Raw genomic sequence first — 19,472 nt, 5'->3', positions numbered from 1 at the left:
AATTGCCCGTTTAGCCGTTGGATTTTGCTGCAATGCACTAAGACGATGGCAGCAAAAAAGGCCTTTTGTTCCTCTTCTCACGCATTACTAGCTTTTACATAATGCAAGAATTATAACAAAAAGCCTTTTAAGTTTAAATAATTGTCTTTTCCGGTTCCTGTCTCAACAATTCAACAATTCGGTTGTTCTCGCCCATAATCGCGACCTTCGGCTTATGGCTGTGAGCTTGTTCATCGCTCATTAACGCATAAGAAATAATTATTACCGTGTCCCCAACTTGCACCAATCTTGCTGCGGCTCCGTTCAAGCATATTGTTCCGCTCCCTCTTTGTCCGGGAATGATATATGTTTCCAAACGTGCGCCATTATTATTATTAACAATCTGCACCTTTTCGTTTGCAAGCATACCGACCGCATCCATTATATCCTCATCTATTGTGATGCTTCCAACATAGTTCAAATTAGCTTCCGTGACAGTCGCTCTATGAATTTTTCCATTCATCATCGTTCGAAACATGTGTTTGCTCCTTTTGCCCTATTTTTCTGTTTATAACTCAAAGATGATATTATCGATTAATCTGGCACTTGGGAAACGGACGGCTATTGCGATAATGAAAGTTCCCTCCCATACAGATGGTGCCTCGAGTTCAGGATAGGTGAGAATTTCCAAATAATCGACTTTCCCGCTCGTCTCTTTTTCAATGCGTTCCTGCAATTTGATGACTAACGGTTTTAGGTGATGATTCCCTTTAATCAGTTCTTCTCTTGCGATTGAAAGAGTCTGATAAAGAATGCCTGCTTCTTTTCTTTCCACAGGAGAAAGCTTCACATTTCGTGAGCTTTTCGCCAATCCATCCTCTTCTCTGACTGTTTGAACAGCATGCAGCTTAACTGGAAAATGAAAATCTTCAATAAGTCCGGCAACGACAGCGACTTGCTGGGCATCCTTTTTGCCGAAATAGACATTATCAGGCTGAATTAACTGAAACAGTTTTGTTAAAACAGTCGCAACACCGTCAAAGTGTCCTGGCCTGCTGCTGCCGCACAGTATATCTGCCCTTTTTTGGACATGGACAGTAACGGAAGGTGTGTGTGGATACATCTCTTCTGTCGTTGGAAGAAATAAATAATCAACCCCTTCTTCTTCAGCTGCCTTCTTATCCTGTTCAATCGCTCTTGGATAAGAATCCAAGTCTTCATTCGGTCCGAATTGAAGCGGATTAACAAACACGCTCAAAACAACCACTTCATTATCATCTCTTGCTTCTTGAAGGAGGGCACGATGACCTTCATGCAAATAGCCCATCGTCGGCACAAATCCAATTGTTTTTTGTTGTTTTTTTAATTGCAGTGCCAATTGCTGCATCTCTGTTTTTGAATGAATAACTTTCATCGTTTCCCTCCATACAGTCCTTCTAATACGTCTTCGTTCATCGTATAGCTGTGCTTTGTTTCCGGGAATGCCGAAGCTTTCACTTCTTTCACATATTGCTGAAGCGCATGAAGAATCGGTTCATCTACATTTGTGTACTGCTTGACGAATTTAGCGACTCTGTCCACTCCATATGAAATGATGTCATGATAAACGAGCACTTGCCCGTCTGTATCTCGACCAGCTCCAATTCCGATAACTGGAATCGTCAACCTTTCTGCTGCTTCCTTCGCCAGCTGCATGGGGATACATTCTAAAACGATGGAAAAAGCCCCAGCTTCCTCGCATTTTTTTACATCCTCAAGCAGTTGCATAGCATCTTCCATGCTTTTCCCTTGCACTTTATAACCGCCTAATACACCTACAGACTGAGGTGTTAACCCAAGATGGGCCATCACAGGAATACCGGCATTTGTGAGTAAACGTATTTTGTCGATCACATCATTTGCTCCTTCGATCTTGACGGCATTTGCTCCTGTTTCCTGAATCAGTCTTGTGGCATTAATTAATGTGTCACGGTCTGACAAATGATAGCTCATAAACGGCATATCAATCACGATAAATGTATCTTTAGCTCCCCGTCTCACTGCTTTGCCATGGTGAATCATATCCTCCATTGTGACAGAAACAGTAGATTCATAACCGAGGACTACCATTCCGACAGAATCACCGACTAGCAGCATATCAGCACCTGCCTTGGCCGCCTGCTTGGCAGATGGATAATCATAGGCTGTTACCATGCTGATTTTTTCGGCATTTTTCATCTTGATAAAATCACTTGTTGTTTTCAATACTTTTCCTCCTTTTTAGGGAGAGGGGGATATAAATAAGCAGAAAAATCCCTCTATACAAATATAGAAGGATACGTTTACTAGTTTGTTTTTTTATCCCTCTGTCCTTGTCCTCTTTGGTGGATCTAGGCAGATACATCATTTAAATGTACTACAATTACTTACCTTTTAGGTGCAGTTCAAATAGATACTGCCCAGCAATAGCATTATAGCAGACCTCTTATATGTCTTACTACAAAAAAGTTTATGATTCAATTAAGATATCGGCTGAATATATGGTATGAACTTTGCCTTCATCATCTTCAAGGAGCAGAACGCCTTGATCTGTTATTCCTTTGGCGATTCCTTCTAAAGTACCGTTCAAGGTTGTTGCTTTCACTCGCTTCCCGATACTGACTGCATAGCTTTCCCAGAGAAGTTTAATTGGATAAAATCCGTTTTCCAAATAGAGAGCATACAATCTTTCAAGCTCCAGCAAAATACTTTGGACAATTGTGGCCCTGTCCCATTCCTTACCCGTTTCAATAAACAAGGAAGTCGCTGTTTCTAAAAGGTCCTCCGGATAATCTGCTGCCTCCAAATTTACATTAATGCCTATTCCGATAATTAAGGAATGGATGCGGTCACTGTCCGCCTGTAATTCTGTCAGTATACCACTCACTTTTTTTCCATTAATCAGCAAATCGTTCGGCCATTTTATCCCTGGCTCACAGCCAGTTGCCTGTTCAATCCCCTTCACGGCAGCAACAGCCATAAGCAGGGTCAGCTGTGGTGTTTGCATAATTGGAACTTTCGGTCTTAAGATGATGCTCATCCAAATTCCTTTATATTTAGGAGAGTGCCAGGAGCGTTCAAACCTTCCTCTGCCGCCCAGCTGCTCTTCCGCAATAACAATCGTCCCTTCTTCTGCACCATCATATGCCAGCCTTTGGGCAATTCTTTGTGTTGAATCCACTGATTCTTCATAATGAATATTTCTTCCAAGCTGCTTTGTTTCCAAACCAAACCTGATCTCATCTGGTATTATTTTATGAGGTACTTCTAAAATTCGATAGCCTTTTTTACGAATAGCTTCCAATACAAAGCCATCCTTTCGGAGCTCTTCAATATGCTTCCAGATAGCTGTCCGCGAACAGCCCAGAACTTCGGCTAGCTCTTGACCTGATAAATATTCATCAGGCCTATCTGCGAAGGCTTGCAAGAGCTTTGTTCTTAAATCATTTCCCACTGCTTAAGCCACTCCTTTATTGCCTTACTATCATTAGCCAGTCTATTTTCCACAACAGCGGTTTCCACATTGGCAATCGTGTCTTTCATCCAAGGACCAGGAGGCTTTCCGCTCCATTCCATCAGGTCGCGGCCGCCGATTTGCAGTTCTTCCCTGCTTTTAATCGAAAGCTTGCTGTAAGCATCTTGTACACCAATTACATCCTCGGTTTTGCCGGTAAGCACACTAAACACCTTTTCTCCACTTACAGCAATATTTAAGCCGAAAATATAAAGATTCATGCTTGTCCACTGGTGATTTTCTTGTCTCTCTATCACACTTTTTATGATAGCTTGAACCGTTTTAATACGCTTGACTGGCAGCTTCCATTTGCGCAGGAACCTGTCTGCCTCCTGATGTGAGATTTCGCACGTTATTAGCAGGAGAGACCACATCTCATTGATGTCCAAATCCCAAACGGAAAGTGCAGACAGCAAGCTTAAACCATCCTTATAGGATTTAAGCATAGGCAGATGCTCATACAGCTTTGTCTCCATCATAAGCTTAAGCGCTTCGTTTCTTGCTTCGCCAAGCAGTAATTTTTCAAACTCCGCTGTAATTCTTTCTACGGCAATCTTTTCAAGCAGCTGTCTGTTGACCTCGACTGATAAACGAGTCTGCTCCTCTAACTGAAATCCAAGGGTGCTGACAAATCGAACTGCCCGCATCATCCGAAGGGCATCTTCAGCAAACCGCTCATTTGCAGACCCTACCGTTACGATACGTTTGTTAGCCAAATCGGTTTTCCCGTCAAAATAGTCTATGATATGGCCTTGTTTATCCATCGCCAAGCTGTTCATCGTAAAATCACGTCTTTGTAAATCATCACGAAGATTACGGACAAAGGCCACGTCTTTCGGTCTTCTGAAGTCTTCATATTCACTTTCTGTCCGAAATGTTGTAACTTCATAAGTCTCGTTATTGTAAAGCACCATAACGGTTCCATGCTCGATGCCAATATCTACTGTTGCTTTAAAAATTGACTTAACTTCCTCCGGCGTAGCAGAAGTCGCAATATCAACATCATGAATCGGCTTATTCAGCAAATAATCCCTTACTGCGCCTCCTACAAAATAGGCAGCAAAGCCTGCTGCCTCTATCTCTTCAATAATTGGAATTGCAGCTGCAAACGGTTGGTTCATATGTATTCTCCAGTTAAAATTAAATCTTCATAGATTTTCTCATACTGGCTAACAATTGTTTCTCCACGGAAATGATCCATCACTCTTGCGACAGAATTGGCAGCAAACTGCTGATGCCTTTTCTGATCAAGAAGAAGGGCTACAGACTTTTCGGCAATTTCTGCTATATTGCCAAGCTCACAGATTAGACCTGTTTCCCCATCGACAATTACTTCAGGGATGCCACCGATATTCGTGCCGACACATGGAACACCGCAAGCCATCGCTTCGAGAGCAACTAGCCCAAAGCTTTCTTTTTCTGATAACAAGAGCATTAAATCACTGATACTATACAGCTCTTCCAGGTTTTCCTGCTTCCCTAAAAGCCGGACTTTAGCTTTTATGCCAAGCTCATCAACAAGCTTGCATACATTTGCCATCTCAGGACCATCTCCAACTAACAGCAAGGTTGCAGACGTTTTATCTGAAATCCCTTTAAAAGCTTTCACAACATCAGTTACTCGTTTTACTGCCCGGAAATTCGACACATGAATGATAACCTTATCATCAGGACTAATCGCAAACTCCTTCTTCAGATGAGTGGAATCAATCTTGCGGTACACACGCTCATCTATGAAGTTATAGACTGTTTTTATATCTTTTTTAGGATTAATCAGATCATATGTCTGACTTACAAGCGACTGAGATACTGCTGTAACGACATCGGATTTTTCAATGCCAAAGCGAATGCTGTCAGCTAAAGAAGAATCATAGCCTAAAACGGTTATATCTGTACCATGCAAAGTTGTGACAATTTTAACATCTCTTCCACTCATTTGCTTTGCCAAAATGGCGCATACGGCGTGAGGTATAGCATAATGGACGTGAAGAAGATCCAGCTCTTCCCGGTTTATCACTTCTGCCATTTTGCTGCTTAATGCAATATCGTATGGCGGATATTGGAAAACGGAATATTGACTTACTTCTACTTGATGAAAAAATATATTATGGTACATTTTATTTAAACGGAAGGGCATGCTTGATGAAATAAAGTGTATTTCATGTCCTTTTTCTGCAAGCATCTTTCCAAGCTCTGTAGCTATTACACCAGATCCCCCGACAGTCGGGTAACATGTTATTCCTATTTTCAGCTTTTTCATACCGTACCACCCAACAAATCATTATGTATTAATAAAGGCTTCTTCGTCTTGAACCCTTCAGCAAAGTTCAGCCCGACTTCTTTACCAAAAAGGCGCTCTCTTGCTTCCACAGTTTCTATGTATCCGTTGACAAGAGGTGTATCCACACTTCCTGCAGATTTTGTAAATTGGCTTGAATAGCAGTTCAAGCTTTGTTTTTTTACTTCCATAAAGTCGCTTACGTCTGTTACAAAGTCCGGTTTATGAAAACCGTTAATCATATAGAAATAAACATTACTTGTCTTATGCGGCTCTGTACCCTTCACTTTGTAATTTCGGATGCCGGCAGAAAAAACAGCCTCTTCCACTAATTTTGAACAATTGCCATGATCAGGATGTCTATCCTCCCAGTACGGAGCAAAGACGATTTTTGGTTTCACAAGCCTGATCAGCTCCACGATTGCTTCCATATTCTCATCCACATTCCAAAGGCCTCTGTCCTTTAACGAAAGGGTAAACCGGCCATGTATGCCAAGGACCTTTCCTGCAGCAAGTGCTTCTGCCTTTCTTGTTTCAACCGTACCATTTGATGATAATTCACTGCTTGTTAAGTCACAGATGATTATTTTTTTGCCCATTTGAGCATATTTGGCAATGGTAGCACCCATGCCGATTTCCACATCGTCAGCATGGGCGCCTATTGCTAATATATCAATTTCGTCTGTGCTAAATGTCTGTAATTCTGTCTGTATTTCCATGTACAATATTTCTCCAATCTATATCCCCCTGCTCTAAGCCTCTGATCAGTACTTCTCCTGTACCCATATTGGTTGCCAACGGGACAGAATAAACATCACAAAGACGAAGAAGCGCTGTTACATCAGGCTCATGGGGCTGTGCAGTCAATGGATCGCGGAAGAAGAATACCATATCCATCTTATTATTGGCGATATAAGCACCGATTTCCTGGTCTCCTCCTAATGGCCCTGAACAAAAGCGATGTACTTCCAAGCCTGTTGCTTCTTGTATCTTTGAACCAGTAGTGCCTGTTGCGAACAGGGAATGCTTCTCAAAAATCTTTTTATAAGCTACAACAAAGCGAATCATATCATCTTTCTTCTTATCATGAGCTATTAATGCGATATTCATTAATTACACCTCTACTCCATAATATTTTCTAATCCATATATTAAAACATTAGCCTTTAACACTTCATCAACGGCAAATCTCACACCAGACATAAAGGAGGTGCGATTGTATGAATCATGCTTCAAAGTCAGCGTCTCTCCCTCTGCTCCAAACATAACCTGCTGATGGGCGATCAAGCCTGGCAGCCTAATGGAATGAATTCTCATGCCGTCAAAGTCTGCTCCTCTTGCCCCAGGGATTGTTTCCTTCTCTTCTGGATGTCCTTGTTTTTTCGGCTTTCTTACTTCTGCAATCAGTTCTGCTGTTTTAACTGCCGTGCCACTTGGTGCATCCAGCTTGCGGTCATGATGCAATTCCATGATTTCCACATCATCGAAATACTTAGCAGCAAGCTTAGAGAATTTCATCATCAATACGGCACCCAACGCAAAATTAGGCGCAATGATGCAGCCCCTGTCCATCTCTTCACATAATGCCTCAAGCTCTTTCAAATTCTCACTTGTAAAGCCTGTTGTCCCTACAACTGGTCTTACGCCGTATTGAAGCGCTGTTTTGGCATGGAACATTCCGAATTCAGGTGTTGTTAAATCAATTAACACATCCGGTTTGACGTCCTGCAGACATTTTTCAACATCTGTATATATCGGTACATCATAGGAAGGAGAGTTGAAATCATCAAGTTCACTTAATCTTTTCCCCTCATGCTTATGATCCAAAACGCCGACAAGTTCAAAGTGATCAGTACGTCCTGTCAGATAAACTGCTTCCTTTCCCATTCTCCCTCTTGGTCCTGCGATTACAATTTTTACTTTTTCCACTGTCTAATACGCTCCTTTTTATTGCATCCATATGTATTATTGCATGTTTTTTTTGGTTAGCAATTTAACTGCTTATGTTTCGCTTTCGTCCTTTCTTGTCCAGCGATCTTTATCTCTTGTGTTAAATTTATGCATAACTTTATTATGGGAATCTTCCAAATCAATGTTCAAACTGTTTGCTAAACAGATAAGAACAAAGAGCATGTCTCCCAGTTCATCGGCAATTTCCTTTTCATTTTCCGAAGCCTTTTTTGGCTTTTCTCCGTAATAATGATTAATTTCGCGAGCCAGTTCTCCCAGCTCTTCTGTCAGTCTGGCAAGCATCGCCAGCGGACTGAAGTAGCCTTCCTTAAACTGTCCGATGTATTCATCCACTTCTTTTTGAAGCTCTTGCATTGTCTTCAAATCTATTCACCTCTAAAAACTGCATTATTCTGCCTATTCCCCTTCATGTTAGCTAACATTTTCTTTTTTTACAAATGTTTTTGATTATTATTTTTCGGAAAAAGGACGGCGCCCGTCAGAGCTGGTTTTTCCGTAATGAAGATTGCTCATACAAGACCGATTCGATATAATGGATAGGCTTCAATATAATTGGTTCATACTAAGGTTAAATGATGACAGCTATACATAGAAAGCAGGCGAAAAAATGTTTAAGACGTTAAAGCTCAAAAATATTTTCTTCATTGTGCTCGGATCAGCTATATTTTCTTTTGGAATTGTCCATTTCAACATGCAGAATAACTTGGCAGAGGGCGGATTCACAGGTATCACCCTTTTGTTATTTGCAAGATTTAACTGGGACCCTTCGATAACAAACCTGATTCTAAATGTACCGCTCTTTTTTCTTGGCTGGAAACTGCTCGGGCGCAATGTCCTTATCTATACCATTATTGGCACGGTAAGCGTGTCTGTATTTTTCTGGTTCTTCCAGCTGCCCCAAATCGAGCTCCATATACCACTTAAAGAGGACTTAACACTTGCTGCTTTGTTTGCAGGAACCTTCATCGGTATTGGGCTTGGCATTATCTTTCGTTTCGGCGGCACAACTGGCGGAGTCGATATTATCGCAAGACTTGTTAATAAATATTTTCACTGGAGTATCGGCAAAACGATGTTTTTGTTTGATGCCTGTGTTATCACATTATCCTTGCTAACATACTTAACTTACAGGGAAGCCATGTATACCCTTGTTGCTGTCTTCGTAGGAACTAGGCTAATCGACTTTATGCAGGAAGGTGCTTATGCCGCAAGGGGGGCCATCATCATCTCAGACAAAAATCCAGAGATAGCAGATAAAATCTTAAAGGAAATGGACCGCGGTGTTACCGTCTTAAAAGGACACGGTTCATTCACTAAACAAGATAAAGAAGTTCTTTACTGTGTTGTTGCTAAGACAGAAATTGTGCCGCTAAAGGCCATTATTACAAGCGTTGATCCTCATGCCTTCGTATCAGTGACTGTTGTTCATGATGTATTGGGAGAAGGCTTTACTTTAGATGAATATAAAAAGCCGATTGAACATTAAAAGAGGGGGAAAGCTCCCCTCTTTTTTTATGGTCTATGGTGGATTTCTTTTATGCGTCCATCGCTCGGGAGCAAGTATGTGAGTACTCCTAGTAACGGCAGCATACTGCAAAACACCATAATTGTTTGAAGGCTGTATACATCACCAATCACACCGAAAATAACCGCTCCTAATGCTCCCATCCCAAATGCCAGACCGACAATCAGTCCTGACACAAGGCCAATCATACCAGGCAAAAGCTCTTGGGCATAGACAACTGTAACACTGAAGCTTGATTGCAGAATAAAGCCAATAATAACCAGCAGCGGAGCTATACACCATTGAGGAACATATGGCAGCAACAATGCAAATGGAGCAGAACCAATTAGAGAAAATAACAGGACTGTTCGTTTGCCGAACCGGTCTGCGAGTGGTCCGCCAAAAAATGTACCAGCTACCCCTGCAGCCATAAACAAGAAGACATATATTTGGGCGTGTTTAATTGTGCTATCGAATTTTTCTATCATATAAAAATGAAAAAAGTTATTAATGCCTGCACCATACCAAGATCTGGCGAAAACTAAAAAGATCAATAAACAGATTGCCACAATAACTTCCTTGTTCCAGCCACTTTTTTCTGTTTTAGCTGTTTTTTTCTTGACTGCCGGCACCTGAACGACAAGCTCTTGCTTATACCAATTTGATACAAAGAACAAAACAAGCATGCCCAATGCAGCTAACAGTGTAAACCAGATTGTACCAAATTGGCCTGTGCCAATAAAAATGAATGCTGTAAATAACGGAGCGAGTGACTGGCCGCCATTCCCGCCGACTTGGTAAATAGATTGTGCCAGCCCTCTTTTATTCCCTGCTGCCATGTACGCAACTCTAGAGCCTTCAGGGTGAAAAATAGCAGACCCAAAGCCAATGAACAAGACAGACAGAAGCACACTGATAAAATTAGGTGCTAGTGCTAGACCAAGCATTCCGAGCATGCTTGAAAACATAGCAATTGGCAAAAAATAAGGAATTGGCTTTTTATCTGCCAGCACTCCAAAAACAGGCTGCATGATAGAGGATGTAATATTAAGCGTAAACGCAATCCAGCCTATTTCTGTATAATTCAAATTCATAGTCGGTCCTATAATCGGAAATAAGGCCGGCACAACCGATTGCATGCAATCATTGATGAAGTGACCTAAACTGATGGCAAAAAGGATTCTGTATACAGTTATTGGTTGAGTATTATGTATTGCTCTTTCAGCCTGCAATATAACCCTTCTCTCTGTTAGTGATTAAGGAAAATCAGATTTATTATACAACTATCTTTCGATTATGGAAATAATCTTTAAGAAACTTTCAGAATATTTCTTCGGAAATAAAAAAAGTCTATGGAAATAAAGTCCATAGACTAATCGTTGCGCTGCATACCTGTATATATCATGATAAGTCTCAGCAGTTCAAGGACTGCAACGGCCGCGGCTGCAACATATGTTAAGGCGGCAGCGTTCAACACCTTTTTCGTTTCTCTTTCCTCATCATTGCGGATGATTCCTAATGCAACAACTTCATCCATAGCACGGCTTGATGCATTGAACTCAACTGGAAGTGTTACGAATTGAAACAATACTGCTGCTGCCATAAAAACAATGCCCAATAGTACAAAATTGCTTGCTCCAAGGATAAAACCAATCAAAATCAAGATCCACGAAAAATTGCTCCCTATATTAGCAACTGGTACTAATGCGTGACGAAAACGTAAGAAAGCGTACGCTTGCTGATCCTGAATAGCATGGCCGACCTCATGTGCTGCAATTGCAGCAGCTGCAACTGAAGACCCGTGGTAGTTATCAGTGGAGAGACGAACAACCTTTGATCGCGGGTCATAGTGATCTGACAGCATCCCTCTCGTTTCTTCTACAGATACATCATATAATCCATTAGAATCCAGTATTCTGCGCGCCACTTCTCTTCCTGTCATCATGGAGGAAGATGCCACTTTTGAATACTTTTTGTAAGATCCTCTTACTCTCATTTGTGCCCATAGAGGAATGATGAGAATGATTATAAAATACACAATAAACATGCTTTTTCCCCCTATTCTTCGTTAGTATATTATAAATTGTAAGCAGGGAAATCTCGCAAGTCAATTATTAAGGCCGTTTGTGCCTTCTTCGCTTTTCTTCCTTGTCTCCTAAATATTTTCTCCATCCTACATAGGATAATGTAAGGATAATGATGCTTCCAGTTGAAATTATTACCCACCATAAAGATGGATCTGCCTCATCTTCATATACCTGGTTAAAAACATCCTCAAGCTCTGATTCCAACTCGTCCAATTGCTTTGTTTCACCTTTTGTAAAAATTTGCAAGCGGTATGTATCGATATAATCGACCATCGTATTTAATTTTTGAAATTGTGCTGTTGTCACATCAAGCTTCAAGCTTGGATTAATGATTTGATACAATGTTAAAAACGAGTTCAGTTTCGCTTCATATTCCTGCTTATCGTTAGTGACAGCAGCATCTTTCATGTCCCGGTAGGAAGCCATCACCTGTTCTTCCATTTGTGTCCATAACGGCTCTTGCCCTGACGAAACAGCATCAACTGCAAGCCTGAACTTGATTGCCGAGTTAATCCGTTCATTCGTATCTGCAGAAGGGCTAGTAATTGCCTCAACCGCTTCATCACGAGCTCCGGTCAAAATTTGCAGTTCATCCATCGTAAAGGTACGCTCTTTCTGTCTTACGATGCTGAATTGATTGGAAAAATAATCAAGAATTTTTTTTGCATCGTCATATCTTTCTGACTTAACCAATTGCAGTGCTTCATCTGATAATGTATCTAACTCGTCTATAGGCGAATCTTGGTCTGCATATACAGATATAGAAATAGGCGTAAGCAGGATTAATAATATTAATAATACAACCAATTTAGCCTTCATCATACTTGTCCCTCCCCGATATACTATTAGAAATGTATGTCAGGAAGGACAAGGTTAGACTATAAATTTAAAACTATGTACACTAAAGAATGGAAAGCGTCGTTTTCCTTTTGGCAGCATAAAAACAGATGCCAATACTGACGATACTAAGCCAAAAAGTAAAATAACCAATTTTGTCCATCGACTGATCAAGAATACTGTAATTCGGCATCATCGAAAATACATAGTCAATAACATCATTATGCAATGTCCATACTGCCGCAATGGCTGCATGCTGCCATTTAATCCGATAATACGGTAAATACAATAATCCTTGGACAGCCATTGCTCCGTGCGAAACAATCAGCATCATGGATTCAATCTCTAATTGGCCTGTTTTGGCGTATACAAGGAGATTCATCACAACCGCCCATATTCCGTATTTAAACAGTGTTAGAAGCGCTAAAGCTTCAAACAATGGGGTGTTCTTCCTTAGTAAAAACGCTATTAAAACAAACATAAAAAACAGGCTGGCAGTCGGACTGTCCGGCACAAATAATAAGAAGATCTTGGGCGTCTCCGCCAACTGAAACCTATACCAATAATAGCCATAGATTGTCCCAAGTGTGTTAACGATGAGGAGCAGCCAAATAAACGACCGATTTCCTAATATAAGCTGTACCCATTTCATGTTAGGCAGCCACCTCTTTCAAGATTTTTCATTTCCCTTTATAATAGCATAATTCGGAATTCTATCTCTAATTTTTTCACGACAAAACAAAAAAGCGGTATGACTAGTCATACCGCTTTAAACACTATTATTCAGTACTTTGCAATTGCTTCAGGCGATCTGTCAGCTCGCGGAATGCACGCTCATCTCCGTTATCGAGAGCCTCATCAATCAGTTCCAGCAGCTTTTCCTTTTGGAATTTTTCGATGCTGGTAACAAGGAATTGCTCAGCAATATAACGGTCCTTCTCACTGATTTCCAAATTCTTAGGCATGAAAGGATTTTCTACAAGCACAGCCGCATACTGATGCGCCTTATTGGAAGCATAAAAATTCAGTTGGATATAGATGTCTTCATCTCTGTTTAAGCGAATATCGTGAAAGGATTTTTCCGCATCTGTCGTCATGACATTTTCCTTATAAAAGCGAAACGGAACTTCATCAACACAATGCGTTGACATCACCAAGCCCCTAGGGCATTTCTCGGCATTTTCGACGAAATGCACTTTTTCCATAAGCTGATCATGACTCATCAAATAATTCAAAATCCATACGCATTCTCTTCTTTTCAATTGATAGTGATTCAAAAACCAACGAATGAAGTCTTTTTTTTCGTTGACAGATACAGGGGTTTTCATGTTTGTTTCCCTCCTCTGCTTGCAACCAAGTTTTTAGTTTTAACACCTTGATCCTAAATTCCAGCGAATAAAGGCTTAATTACTCGCCGCTTGTTAAGCGTTGAACGATTTCGATAAACTCTTCATTGCTCGGGTCTTTTTCTAATAGGCTACTAAACACTTCTGCAGCTTCCTGTCTTTTTCCTTCTTCCAAAAGAAAATAACCATAATCATATAAAAAGTCTGGGAGTTCTTTAAAGAAAGTATATGCTTCTTGGTATTTGTTTAATGCCTCTGAATAATTTTCTATTCCTTGCAATGCCTTTGCCCCATCCCATAACAGCTGAGGCTCCTCTATATCTTGAGAATCCATAAGCTCTACCAGCTCGATAATATCCCCAAAACGGTCTTGCGTTAAAAACAGCTTATTTAAGAGCAGCACGCTTTCGGTGAATTCAGGGTCAATTGCCAAGGCTTCTCTGAAATACTTCTCAGCGTTCGCTTCGTCCCCTAGCTTTAGTGAAAGCTTTCCTCCAAGCAGATAAAGCTCCTTATTAAACTCATCATGCTTAACACCATCTTGAACCGTCTCAAATGCTTCTTGAAGCATTTCCTCTTGTTCGTAGCTTCTAGCTAAATATAAATACAAGGAATGGAAATCAGGATCTAATGTTTTTACTTCTTCAAATCGGTTAATAGCAATTGTAAGCTGTCCTGCCTGCAATGCTGTCAGCGCTAAGTTAAACAGTGTGTTAATTTCAATCTTTTCTTCAAGGGCAAGCTCATAATAATTAATCGCTTCTTCAAATGCGCCGCCTGCGCTCATATTGTCGGCAATTCTTCCATTAACATTAACTCCGCCGACTGTTGTTTGCTCTGGTACAACTGTTTGATAGGCCTTAATGGCGTCTGCAATTCGGCCTTGTTCAGAGTATAGCTCCCCTAAAGCGAAATCAATAATTACCTCATTAGGAAGGATTTTTTTCGCTTGAAGCAGCTTTTGTTCACTTACTTCATAAAGCCCGTCCATTTGGTAGAGATCTGCTAACAGCAGAAGGCTTTGCGGGTAACTTGCATCTTCAGGGTTGATTTTTTCCAGCTGTGAAATAGCCTCTTCCTCATTGCCAATTTCCATTTCAGTTTCAGCAAGTAATACTAATAGTTCGCCTTCTTCTGGATAAGCTTCCAGCAGCATCTTAAATAAAGCTTTTGCCTCATCAAGGAAGCCGAGCTGAAACAACTCCTCCCCTAGTACGAATCTTTCTTCATTTGAACCTTGGCTGAGTATCTCTTCATAATATGATAAAGCTTTAGCTTGTTGACCATTTTCTAATAACGTCAGTATTTCGTTTACTCGTTCCATTTTGTATCCTTTCTAAACTCCTCCTGTGCTAAAGAAGGAAGGTACTTTTATTTCCATCTGATCTCCAAATCCAGGATGGTAGAACACTTTTTCACCAGCTCGAACGCATGCACCTTTATGGTAGGTGACAAGTATCTTATTATAATGATAATGGTATAATTCCTTTTCATCAATATTTATGATTGAGCGGCTTTTTTCATAAAGATTATAGGTAACTTCTCCCCCTTGATAAATATTGCCTTTAAACGGATAAATTCCTATCTTGATAAGTGCCTCATAGGAGATAATATCATTTTCCATTAATTCTTTCTTAAGAGAAGAAATATTGGCATCTCGCATGATGATTGACCATGCTGTTTGCGCTTTTGTCCGCTCCTCTTCGTCTTCCATTAAAAATTGGGGGATCAGCGGACAATTAAACGGGAAAGCTGCCTCTTTTATCCAACCCCAAGGAACTTTATATAAATCTTCAGCTTGATTAATTTCCACGATAACAGCTGGAATTTTTTCTTTTTTACAAGATCTGATCAGACTTGCTGTTAGGATTTTGAGGGGGATTTTAATACATATAACATAATCGACGGCACAATTCAACAGCATATTTTTTGTCTTTTTTAGTTCGGCCGATAGCTCTCGTTCCTTTCTGACATCACATGCTGTCAGGACCATTGTGCAGCCCCTTTTTATCATAGCTTGAATATGCTCCTTTTGCTCACTCGGCTTCAGTTTTGTCACATCGTTATCGTATACAATAGGTGTTGGTGTCATAATATACGAATTTCCGTCCATTCTTATGCTGCGCTCCTTTGCGAAGCGCTCCTTCAATGCATCAATCCGATTGTCTTGAATGAGCATGGAAGTCTTTTTTAGTGACTGTTTTTTTAAAATACTTATATTTTCAATGATATATGCCATATACCCACCACCAAGCTTTTTAAGACAAGCTATGATAATTTTGGAGATTTTATGACTAATGTTTTTACCATAGAAAAAAGAGGTGTTTTTTAGACACCTCTTTTTTCTTCCTTATTTTCACAGCTTAAACTGTCAAGCTCTCCATATGTTCGAAGAATGATGGATATGAAACGGAAATTGCCTCGGCGTTTTCAAGGATAATATCCCCTTCTGTTACTAATGATGCTACAGCAAGCATCATGCCGATTCGATGGTCGCCGTGGCTGTCGACTGCAGCACCTTTAAGAGTAGCACCTCCGCGGATAATCATGCCATCTTCTGTCGCTTCAATATCAGCACCAAGTTTTTTTAATTCATGGACAACCGTATCAATGCGGTTCGTTTCCTTCACTTTCAGTTCTTCTGCATCTTTAATGACAGTTGTTCCTTCTGCTTGCGTTGCCAGCAAAGCAATAATTGGGATTTCATCAATCAATCTAGGGATAATATCGCCTTCAACTGTTGTACCCTTTAAAGAAGAAGCCTCCACTTGAAGGTCACCGGATGGTTCAAACTCATCCTTAGAGTCAATAATTGTAACTCTTGCTCCCATTTTTTCAAGAACATCGATAATTCCCGTTCTTGTCGGATTTAAGCCGACATTCTTTAATGTAACAGAGCTGCCTGGAACAATGCTTGCAGCGACAAGGAAGAATGCTGCAGAAGAGATATCACCAGGCACGTGGATATCTGCTGCCACAAGCTTTTGACCGCCTGTAACCTGAATATTTTGTCCATCTACACGAATATCCCCGCCGAATGCTTTGATCATTCTTTCCGTATGATCTCTCGTTGACACTGGCTCCACAACTGTTGTTGTACCTTCTGCCTGTAAACCTGCAAACAAAATAGAGGACTTCACCTGAGCACTAGCCACAGGAAGTTTATAAGAGATTGCCTTTAGTTTTTGTCCGCGAATGGAAAGAGGCGTGAACTCTCCGTTGCTTCTTCCATCGATTTTTGCACCCATCTCTTTAAGAGGGTTGACCACTCTGGTCATCGGACGTTTGGCGATGGAGCTGTCTCCTGCCAATGTGCTGTGAAAATCTCTTCCTGCAAGAATTCCCGACATCAATCTGATTGTCGTGCCGGAATTCCCTACATCAAGCAGTTCGTTAGGCTCCTTAAGACCTGCAAGCCCATTAGATTCAATTATTACTTTCTCATTATCATGCTGAATGTTAACACCGAGCTTCTTAAAGCAAGCGATTGTGCTTAAACAATCTTCTCCCATTAAGAAATTTGTAACGGTCGTCTTTCCCTCTGCAATTGAGCCGAACATAACAGAGCGATGGGAGATAGACTTATCTCCCGGTATAGCGATTTCCCCTGCAAGCGGCCCTTGTGCTCGCTTCAACTGTTTTTGATCCATATTATCACCTTAATCCATACAAGTCTTTATCCAATAGAGGTCTCGTAGTTGGAATATGCAGCAATACAAGCCTGCGCCCTTGTACGATCCTCTTCTGTCTGGAAGCTTATCACTAACACACCGTATATTTCTTCTCTTGTTTCCACAATACGAATATTGGTGATACTAATATTTTCCTTAGCCAAAAACCCTGTTACTTCAGAAATAATCCCTGGATAGTCAGGAACATCTACATATAAGTCATAGAAGGCAGGAATCGCACCCTTTTGGTTTTGCGGCAGCTCATCTCTGACATTTTTCGCTTTTTGGAAATAATCAAAGATTTCACTCGATTCCTCTTCCCTAATCAAATGCCTTACCTTCTCCATCTCAACCACCCAGCTGTCAAGGAGCTCGAGCAGCACTTCTTTATTATGAAGAAGAATATCCCGCCACATCGCAGGGCTGCTTGAAGCAATTCTTGTTATATCCCTGAATCCTCCAGCAGCAAGCCTTGTCACAAGCTCGTTTGTCTTGCTGGTTGCATCCGCTTGATGAACAAGAGAAGCTGCCACGATATGAGGCAGGTGGCTGATTACGCCTGTCAATAAATCATGCTCTGCTGGTGATACAACAAGAAACTTCGCATTTGTGCCAGACAGCCAATCCATCAATAATGGCACAGCATTCTTATCTGTTGTATCTTCAGGAGTTAACAAATAAAACGCATTTTCAAACAAAAGTGCTTTGGAGGCAGACACTCCGCTTTTATGAGAGCCGGCCATTGGATGACCACCAATAAAAGTGATGCCCTTTTCTTTTAACAGATGAGATTTCTCGACGATTTTGCCTTTCGTGCTTCCTACATCTGTTACGATGACCTGCTCTTTCAAAGGTAATTGCGCCAATTTCTCCATCATGATTTCCGCTTCCCTAACAGGGGTTGCAATAATAATCAAATCGGCATCCTTAGCTCCTTCTTCTAGCGTATCGACTGAATCATCAATGACTCCAAGCATTTTGCCAAGCTTTTTGTTTTTCTCGGCTATATCAAAACCAATAATAACAGTATTTGGATATTTATTTTTTATAGAGAGAGCGAGTGATCCCCCAATAAGTCCCAATCCGATAACGAAGACGCGACCATTCATCCTATCACCGCCTTCTTTTCTTCTAAAATCAAATGGCTGCTGCTTTCTCTTGCAAGAACTTGGCAAGCACATTGATCAAGCCTTCGTTCTCTTCCTTCGAACCAATGGTGATGCGGACAGAAGTCGGGAATCCTAGCGGTACTCCAGAACGGACGATGTACCCATGTCTCATCAAGTATTGGAACACTTCATTGCCGTCGACTTTAAAATCGACTAATACGAAGTTTGTTTGGGAAGGATAATAATTCAATCCATGCTCTTCACAGAACGTATACAGCTGCTGAAGGCCTTCTCTGTTTCTGATGCGGCAGTTTGTTACAAAGTCCTGGTCTTTAATGGCAGCTTGTGTAGCAATTTGCCCTAAAGTATTCACATTAAACGGCTCTCTGATAGGCTCAAGTGTTTGAATTAGATTCGCATTTGCCACACCGTAACCTACTCGGAAGCTTGCAAGTCCGTAAATTTTGGAGAATGTGCGCAGCACGATTAAGTTATTGAACTGTTTAGCAAGCTCCAATGCATCATAATAGTCTTCAGCAATAACATATTCATAATAGGCCTCATCCAAAACTACAAGAACATCCTCTGGTACTTGCTTCAAAAAGCTGACTAATGAAGATTCTGAATTATACGTTCCTGTCGGATTATTAGGACTGCAAACCCAAACAACACTTGTGTTCTCGTCAATGTGCTTAAGCATTTCCGGAAGATCATGTTCTCCTTTTTCCGTAAGCGGAACTTCTCTGACTTCAGCGCCGTCAACAACAGCGTTATGCTTGTATTGCCCAAACGTGTGGCTTGCCATCACCGTATTTCTGCCAGGTTTTAGCAAAGCTCTTGAAATCATTAAAATAAGATCATCTGAACCGTTTCCAAGTATAAGCTCTTGTGGGGAGACTTGAAGAAATTCAGCAAGTGCGTTACGCAGATTTGTCGCATATCCATCTGGATATAATGCAAAAGAGCCGTCCACTTCCTTCAGGCTTTCGATTACTTTCGGCGAGCTGCCAAAAGGATTTTCATTTGATGCCAGCTTTACTATTTTTTCTAGATTAAATTCTCGTTTTACTTCATCAATTGTTCTGCCTGGCTGATATGCTGTAAGATTTAGGAGCTGCTCTTTCCATTTCATTAACTTTCACCTCTAATAATGTATGGT

General features: G+C 40.9%; 21 protein-coding genes. 1 reads left to right on the top strand and 20 read right to left on the bottom strand.

Annotated elements, in window-relative coordinates; translation table 11 throughout:
* Positions 1 to 133 precede the first annotated feature (133 nt).
* From panD to LXM54_RS01780, 10 genes are all read right to left on the bottom strand, one after another.
* Entirely contained in the window at positions 134 to 517 is a 384-nt protein-coding gene (gene panD / locus LXM54_RS01825) for an aspartate 1-decarboxylase (protein WP_233313383.1), read from the bottom strand.
* A 30-nt stretch (positions 518 to 547) separates the two neighbouring features.
* Positions 548 to 1,393 (bottom strand): pantoate--beta-alanine ligase, encoded by an 846-nt coding sequence (gene panC, locus LXM54_RS01820; protein WP_233313382.1) that lies wholly within the window; start codon positions 1,391 to 1,393, stop codon positions 548 to 550.
* Positions 1,390 to 2,223: a 3-methyl-2-oxobutanoate hydroxymethyltransferase gene (gene panB / locus LXM54_RS01815; RefSeq protein WP_233313381.1), complete on the bottom strand. Its 834-nt coding sequence runs from the start codon at positions 2,221 to 2,223 to the stop codon at positions 1,390 to 1,392. Before panB ends, panC begins: the two co-directional genes overlap by 4 nt.
* Before the next feature lie 244 nt (positions 2,224 to 2,467).
* Positions 2,468 to 3,451, bottom strand: a complete 984-nt coding sequence (locus tag LXM54_RS01810; RefSeq protein WP_233313380.1) for a biotin--[acetyl-CoA-carboxylase] ligase — start codon at positions 3,449 to 3,451, stop codon at positions 2,468 to 2,470.
* A complete protein-coding gene (locus tag LXM54_RS01805; RefSeq protein WP_233313379.1) occupies positions 3,436 to 4,632 on the bottom strand; it encodes a CCA tRNA nucleotidyltransferase in 1,197 nt (398 codons plus the stop codon). The genes LXM54_RS01810 and LXM54_RS01805 overlap by 16 nt, the downstream gene beginning before the upstream one ends.
* Positions 4,629 to 5,771, bottom strand: coding sequence for an N-acetyl-alpha-D-glucosaminyl L-malate synthase BshA (bshA, locus tag LXM54_RS01800; RefSeq protein ID WP_233313377.1), 1,143 nt, complete (start codon positions 5,769 to 5,771; stop codon positions 4,629 to 4,631). Before bshA ends, LXM54_RS01805 begins: the two co-directional genes overlap by 4 nt.
* Positions 5,768 to 6,508: a bacillithiol biosynthesis deacetylase BshB1 gene (gene bshB1 / locus LXM54_RS01795; protein ID WP_233313376.1), complete on the bottom strand. Its 741-nt coding sequence runs from the start codon at positions 6,506 to 6,508 to the stop codon at positions 5,768 to 5,770. Before bshB1 ends, bshA begins: the two co-directional genes overlap by 4 nt.
* Positions 6,477 to 6,899, bottom strand: a complete 423-nt coding sequence (mgsA, locus tag LXM54_RS01790; RefSeq protein WP_233313374.1) for a methylglyoxal synthase — start codon at positions 6,897 to 6,899, stop codon at positions 6,477 to 6,479. Before mgsA ends, bshB1 begins: the two co-directional genes overlap by 32 nt.
* Positions 6,900 to 6,910: 11 nt before the next feature.
* Positions 6,911 to 7,717, bottom strand: a complete 807-nt coding sequence (dapB, locus tag LXM54_RS01785; protein WP_233313373.1) for a 4-hydroxy-tetrahydrodipicolinate reductase — start codon at positions 7,715 to 7,717, stop codon at positions 6,911 to 6,913.
* 72 nt (positions 7,718 to 7,789) lie between these two features.
* Positions 7,790 to 8,113 (bottom strand): nucleotide pyrophosphohydrolase, encoded by a 324-nt coding sequence (locus tag LXM54_RS01780; protein WP_233314721.1) that lies wholly within the window; start codon positions 8,111 to 8,113, stop codon positions 7,790 to 7,792.
* Positions 8,114 to 8,366: 253 nt separating this feature from the next.
* Here LXM54_RS01780 and LXM54_RS01775 point away from each other — a divergent pair, with 253 nt between their 5' ends.
* Entirely contained in the window at positions 8,367 to 9,245 is an 879-nt protein-coding gene (locus tag LXM54_RS01775) for a YitT family protein (RefSeq protein ID WP_233313372.1), read from the top strand.
* Positions 9,246 to 9,271: 26 nt separating this feature from the next.
* Here the strand turns inward: LXM54_RS01775 and LXM54_RS01770 are convergent, their stop codons facing one another.
* From LXM54_RS01770 to hisC, 10 genes are all read right to left on the bottom strand, one after another.
* Positions 9,272 to 10,495 (bottom strand): MFS transporter, encoded by a 1,224-nt coding sequence (locus tag LXM54_RS01770; protein ID WP_233313370.1) that lies wholly within the window; start codon positions 10,493 to 10,495, stop codon positions 9,272 to 9,274.
* A 140-nt stretch (positions 10,496 to 10,635) separates the two neighbouring features.
* Positions 10,636 to 11,310, bottom strand: coding sequence for a zinc metallopeptidase (locus LXM54_RS01765; RefSeq protein WP_233313369.1), 675 nt, complete (start codon positions 11,308 to 11,310; stop codon positions 10,636 to 10,638).
* Between the two features lie 67 nt (positions 11,311 to 11,377).
* A complete protein-coding gene (gene ypjB / locus LXM54_RS01760) occupies positions 11,378 to 12,172 on the bottom strand; it encodes a sporulation protein YpjB (RefSeq protein WP_233313368.1) in 795 nt (264 codons plus the stop codon).
* A 79-nt stretch (positions 12,173 to 12,251) separates the two neighbouring features.
* Entirely contained in the window at positions 12,252 to 12,839 is a 588-nt protein-coding gene (locus LXM54_RS01755) for a DUF1405 domain-containing protein (protein ID WP_233313367.1), read from the bottom strand.
* A gap of 127 nt (positions 12,840 to 12,966) precedes the next feature.
* Positions 12,967 to 13,515 (bottom strand): ReoY family proteolytic degradation factor, encoded by a 549-nt coding sequence (locus tag LXM54_RS01750; protein WP_233313366.1) that lies wholly within the window; start codon positions 13,513 to 13,515, stop codon positions 12,967 to 12,969.
* A gap of 79 nt (positions 13,516 to 13,594) precedes the next feature.
* Positions 13,595 to 14,857, bottom strand: coding sequence for a tetratricopeptide repeat protein (locus tag LXM54_RS01745; protein ID WP_233313365.1), 1,263 nt, complete (start codon positions 14,855 to 14,857; stop codon positions 13,595 to 13,597).
* Between the two features lie 12 nt (positions 14,858 to 14,869).
* Positions 14,870 to 15,772, bottom strand: a complete 903-nt coding sequence (locus tag LXM54_RS01740) for a hypothetical protein (RefSeq protein ID WP_233313364.1) — start codon at positions 15,770 to 15,772, stop codon at positions 14,870 to 14,872.
* A 124-nt stretch (positions 15,773 to 15,896) separates the two neighbouring features.
* Positions 15,897 to 17,183, bottom strand: coding sequence for a 3-phosphoshikimate 1-carboxyvinyltransferase (gene aroA / locus LXM54_RS01735; RefSeq protein ID WP_233313363.1), 1,287 nt, complete (start codon positions 17,181 to 17,183; stop codon positions 15,897 to 15,899).
* A 26-nt stretch (positions 17,184 to 17,209) separates the two neighbouring features.
* On the bottom strand, positions 17,210 to 18,313 hold the full coding sequence (locus LXM54_RS01730; RefSeq protein ID WP_233313362.1) for a prephenate dehydrogenase: 1,104 nt from the start codon (positions 18,311 to 18,313) through the stop codon (positions 17,210 to 17,212).
* Positions 18,314 to 18,341: 28 nt separating this feature from the next.
* Entirely contained in the window at positions 18,342 to 19,445 is a 1,104-nt protein-coding gene (gene hisC / locus LXM54_RS01725) for a histidinol-phosphate transaminase (protein ID WP_233313361.1), read from the bottom strand.
* Positions 19,446 to 19,472: the final 27 nt, after the last annotated feature.

The organism is Bacillus sp. Au-Bac7, from assembly GCF_021341655.1.
GTDB lineage: Bacteria > Bacillota > Bacilli > Bacillales > Cytobacillaceae > Niallia.
This window is presented reverse-complemented; position numbering and strand designations above follow the sequence as displayed.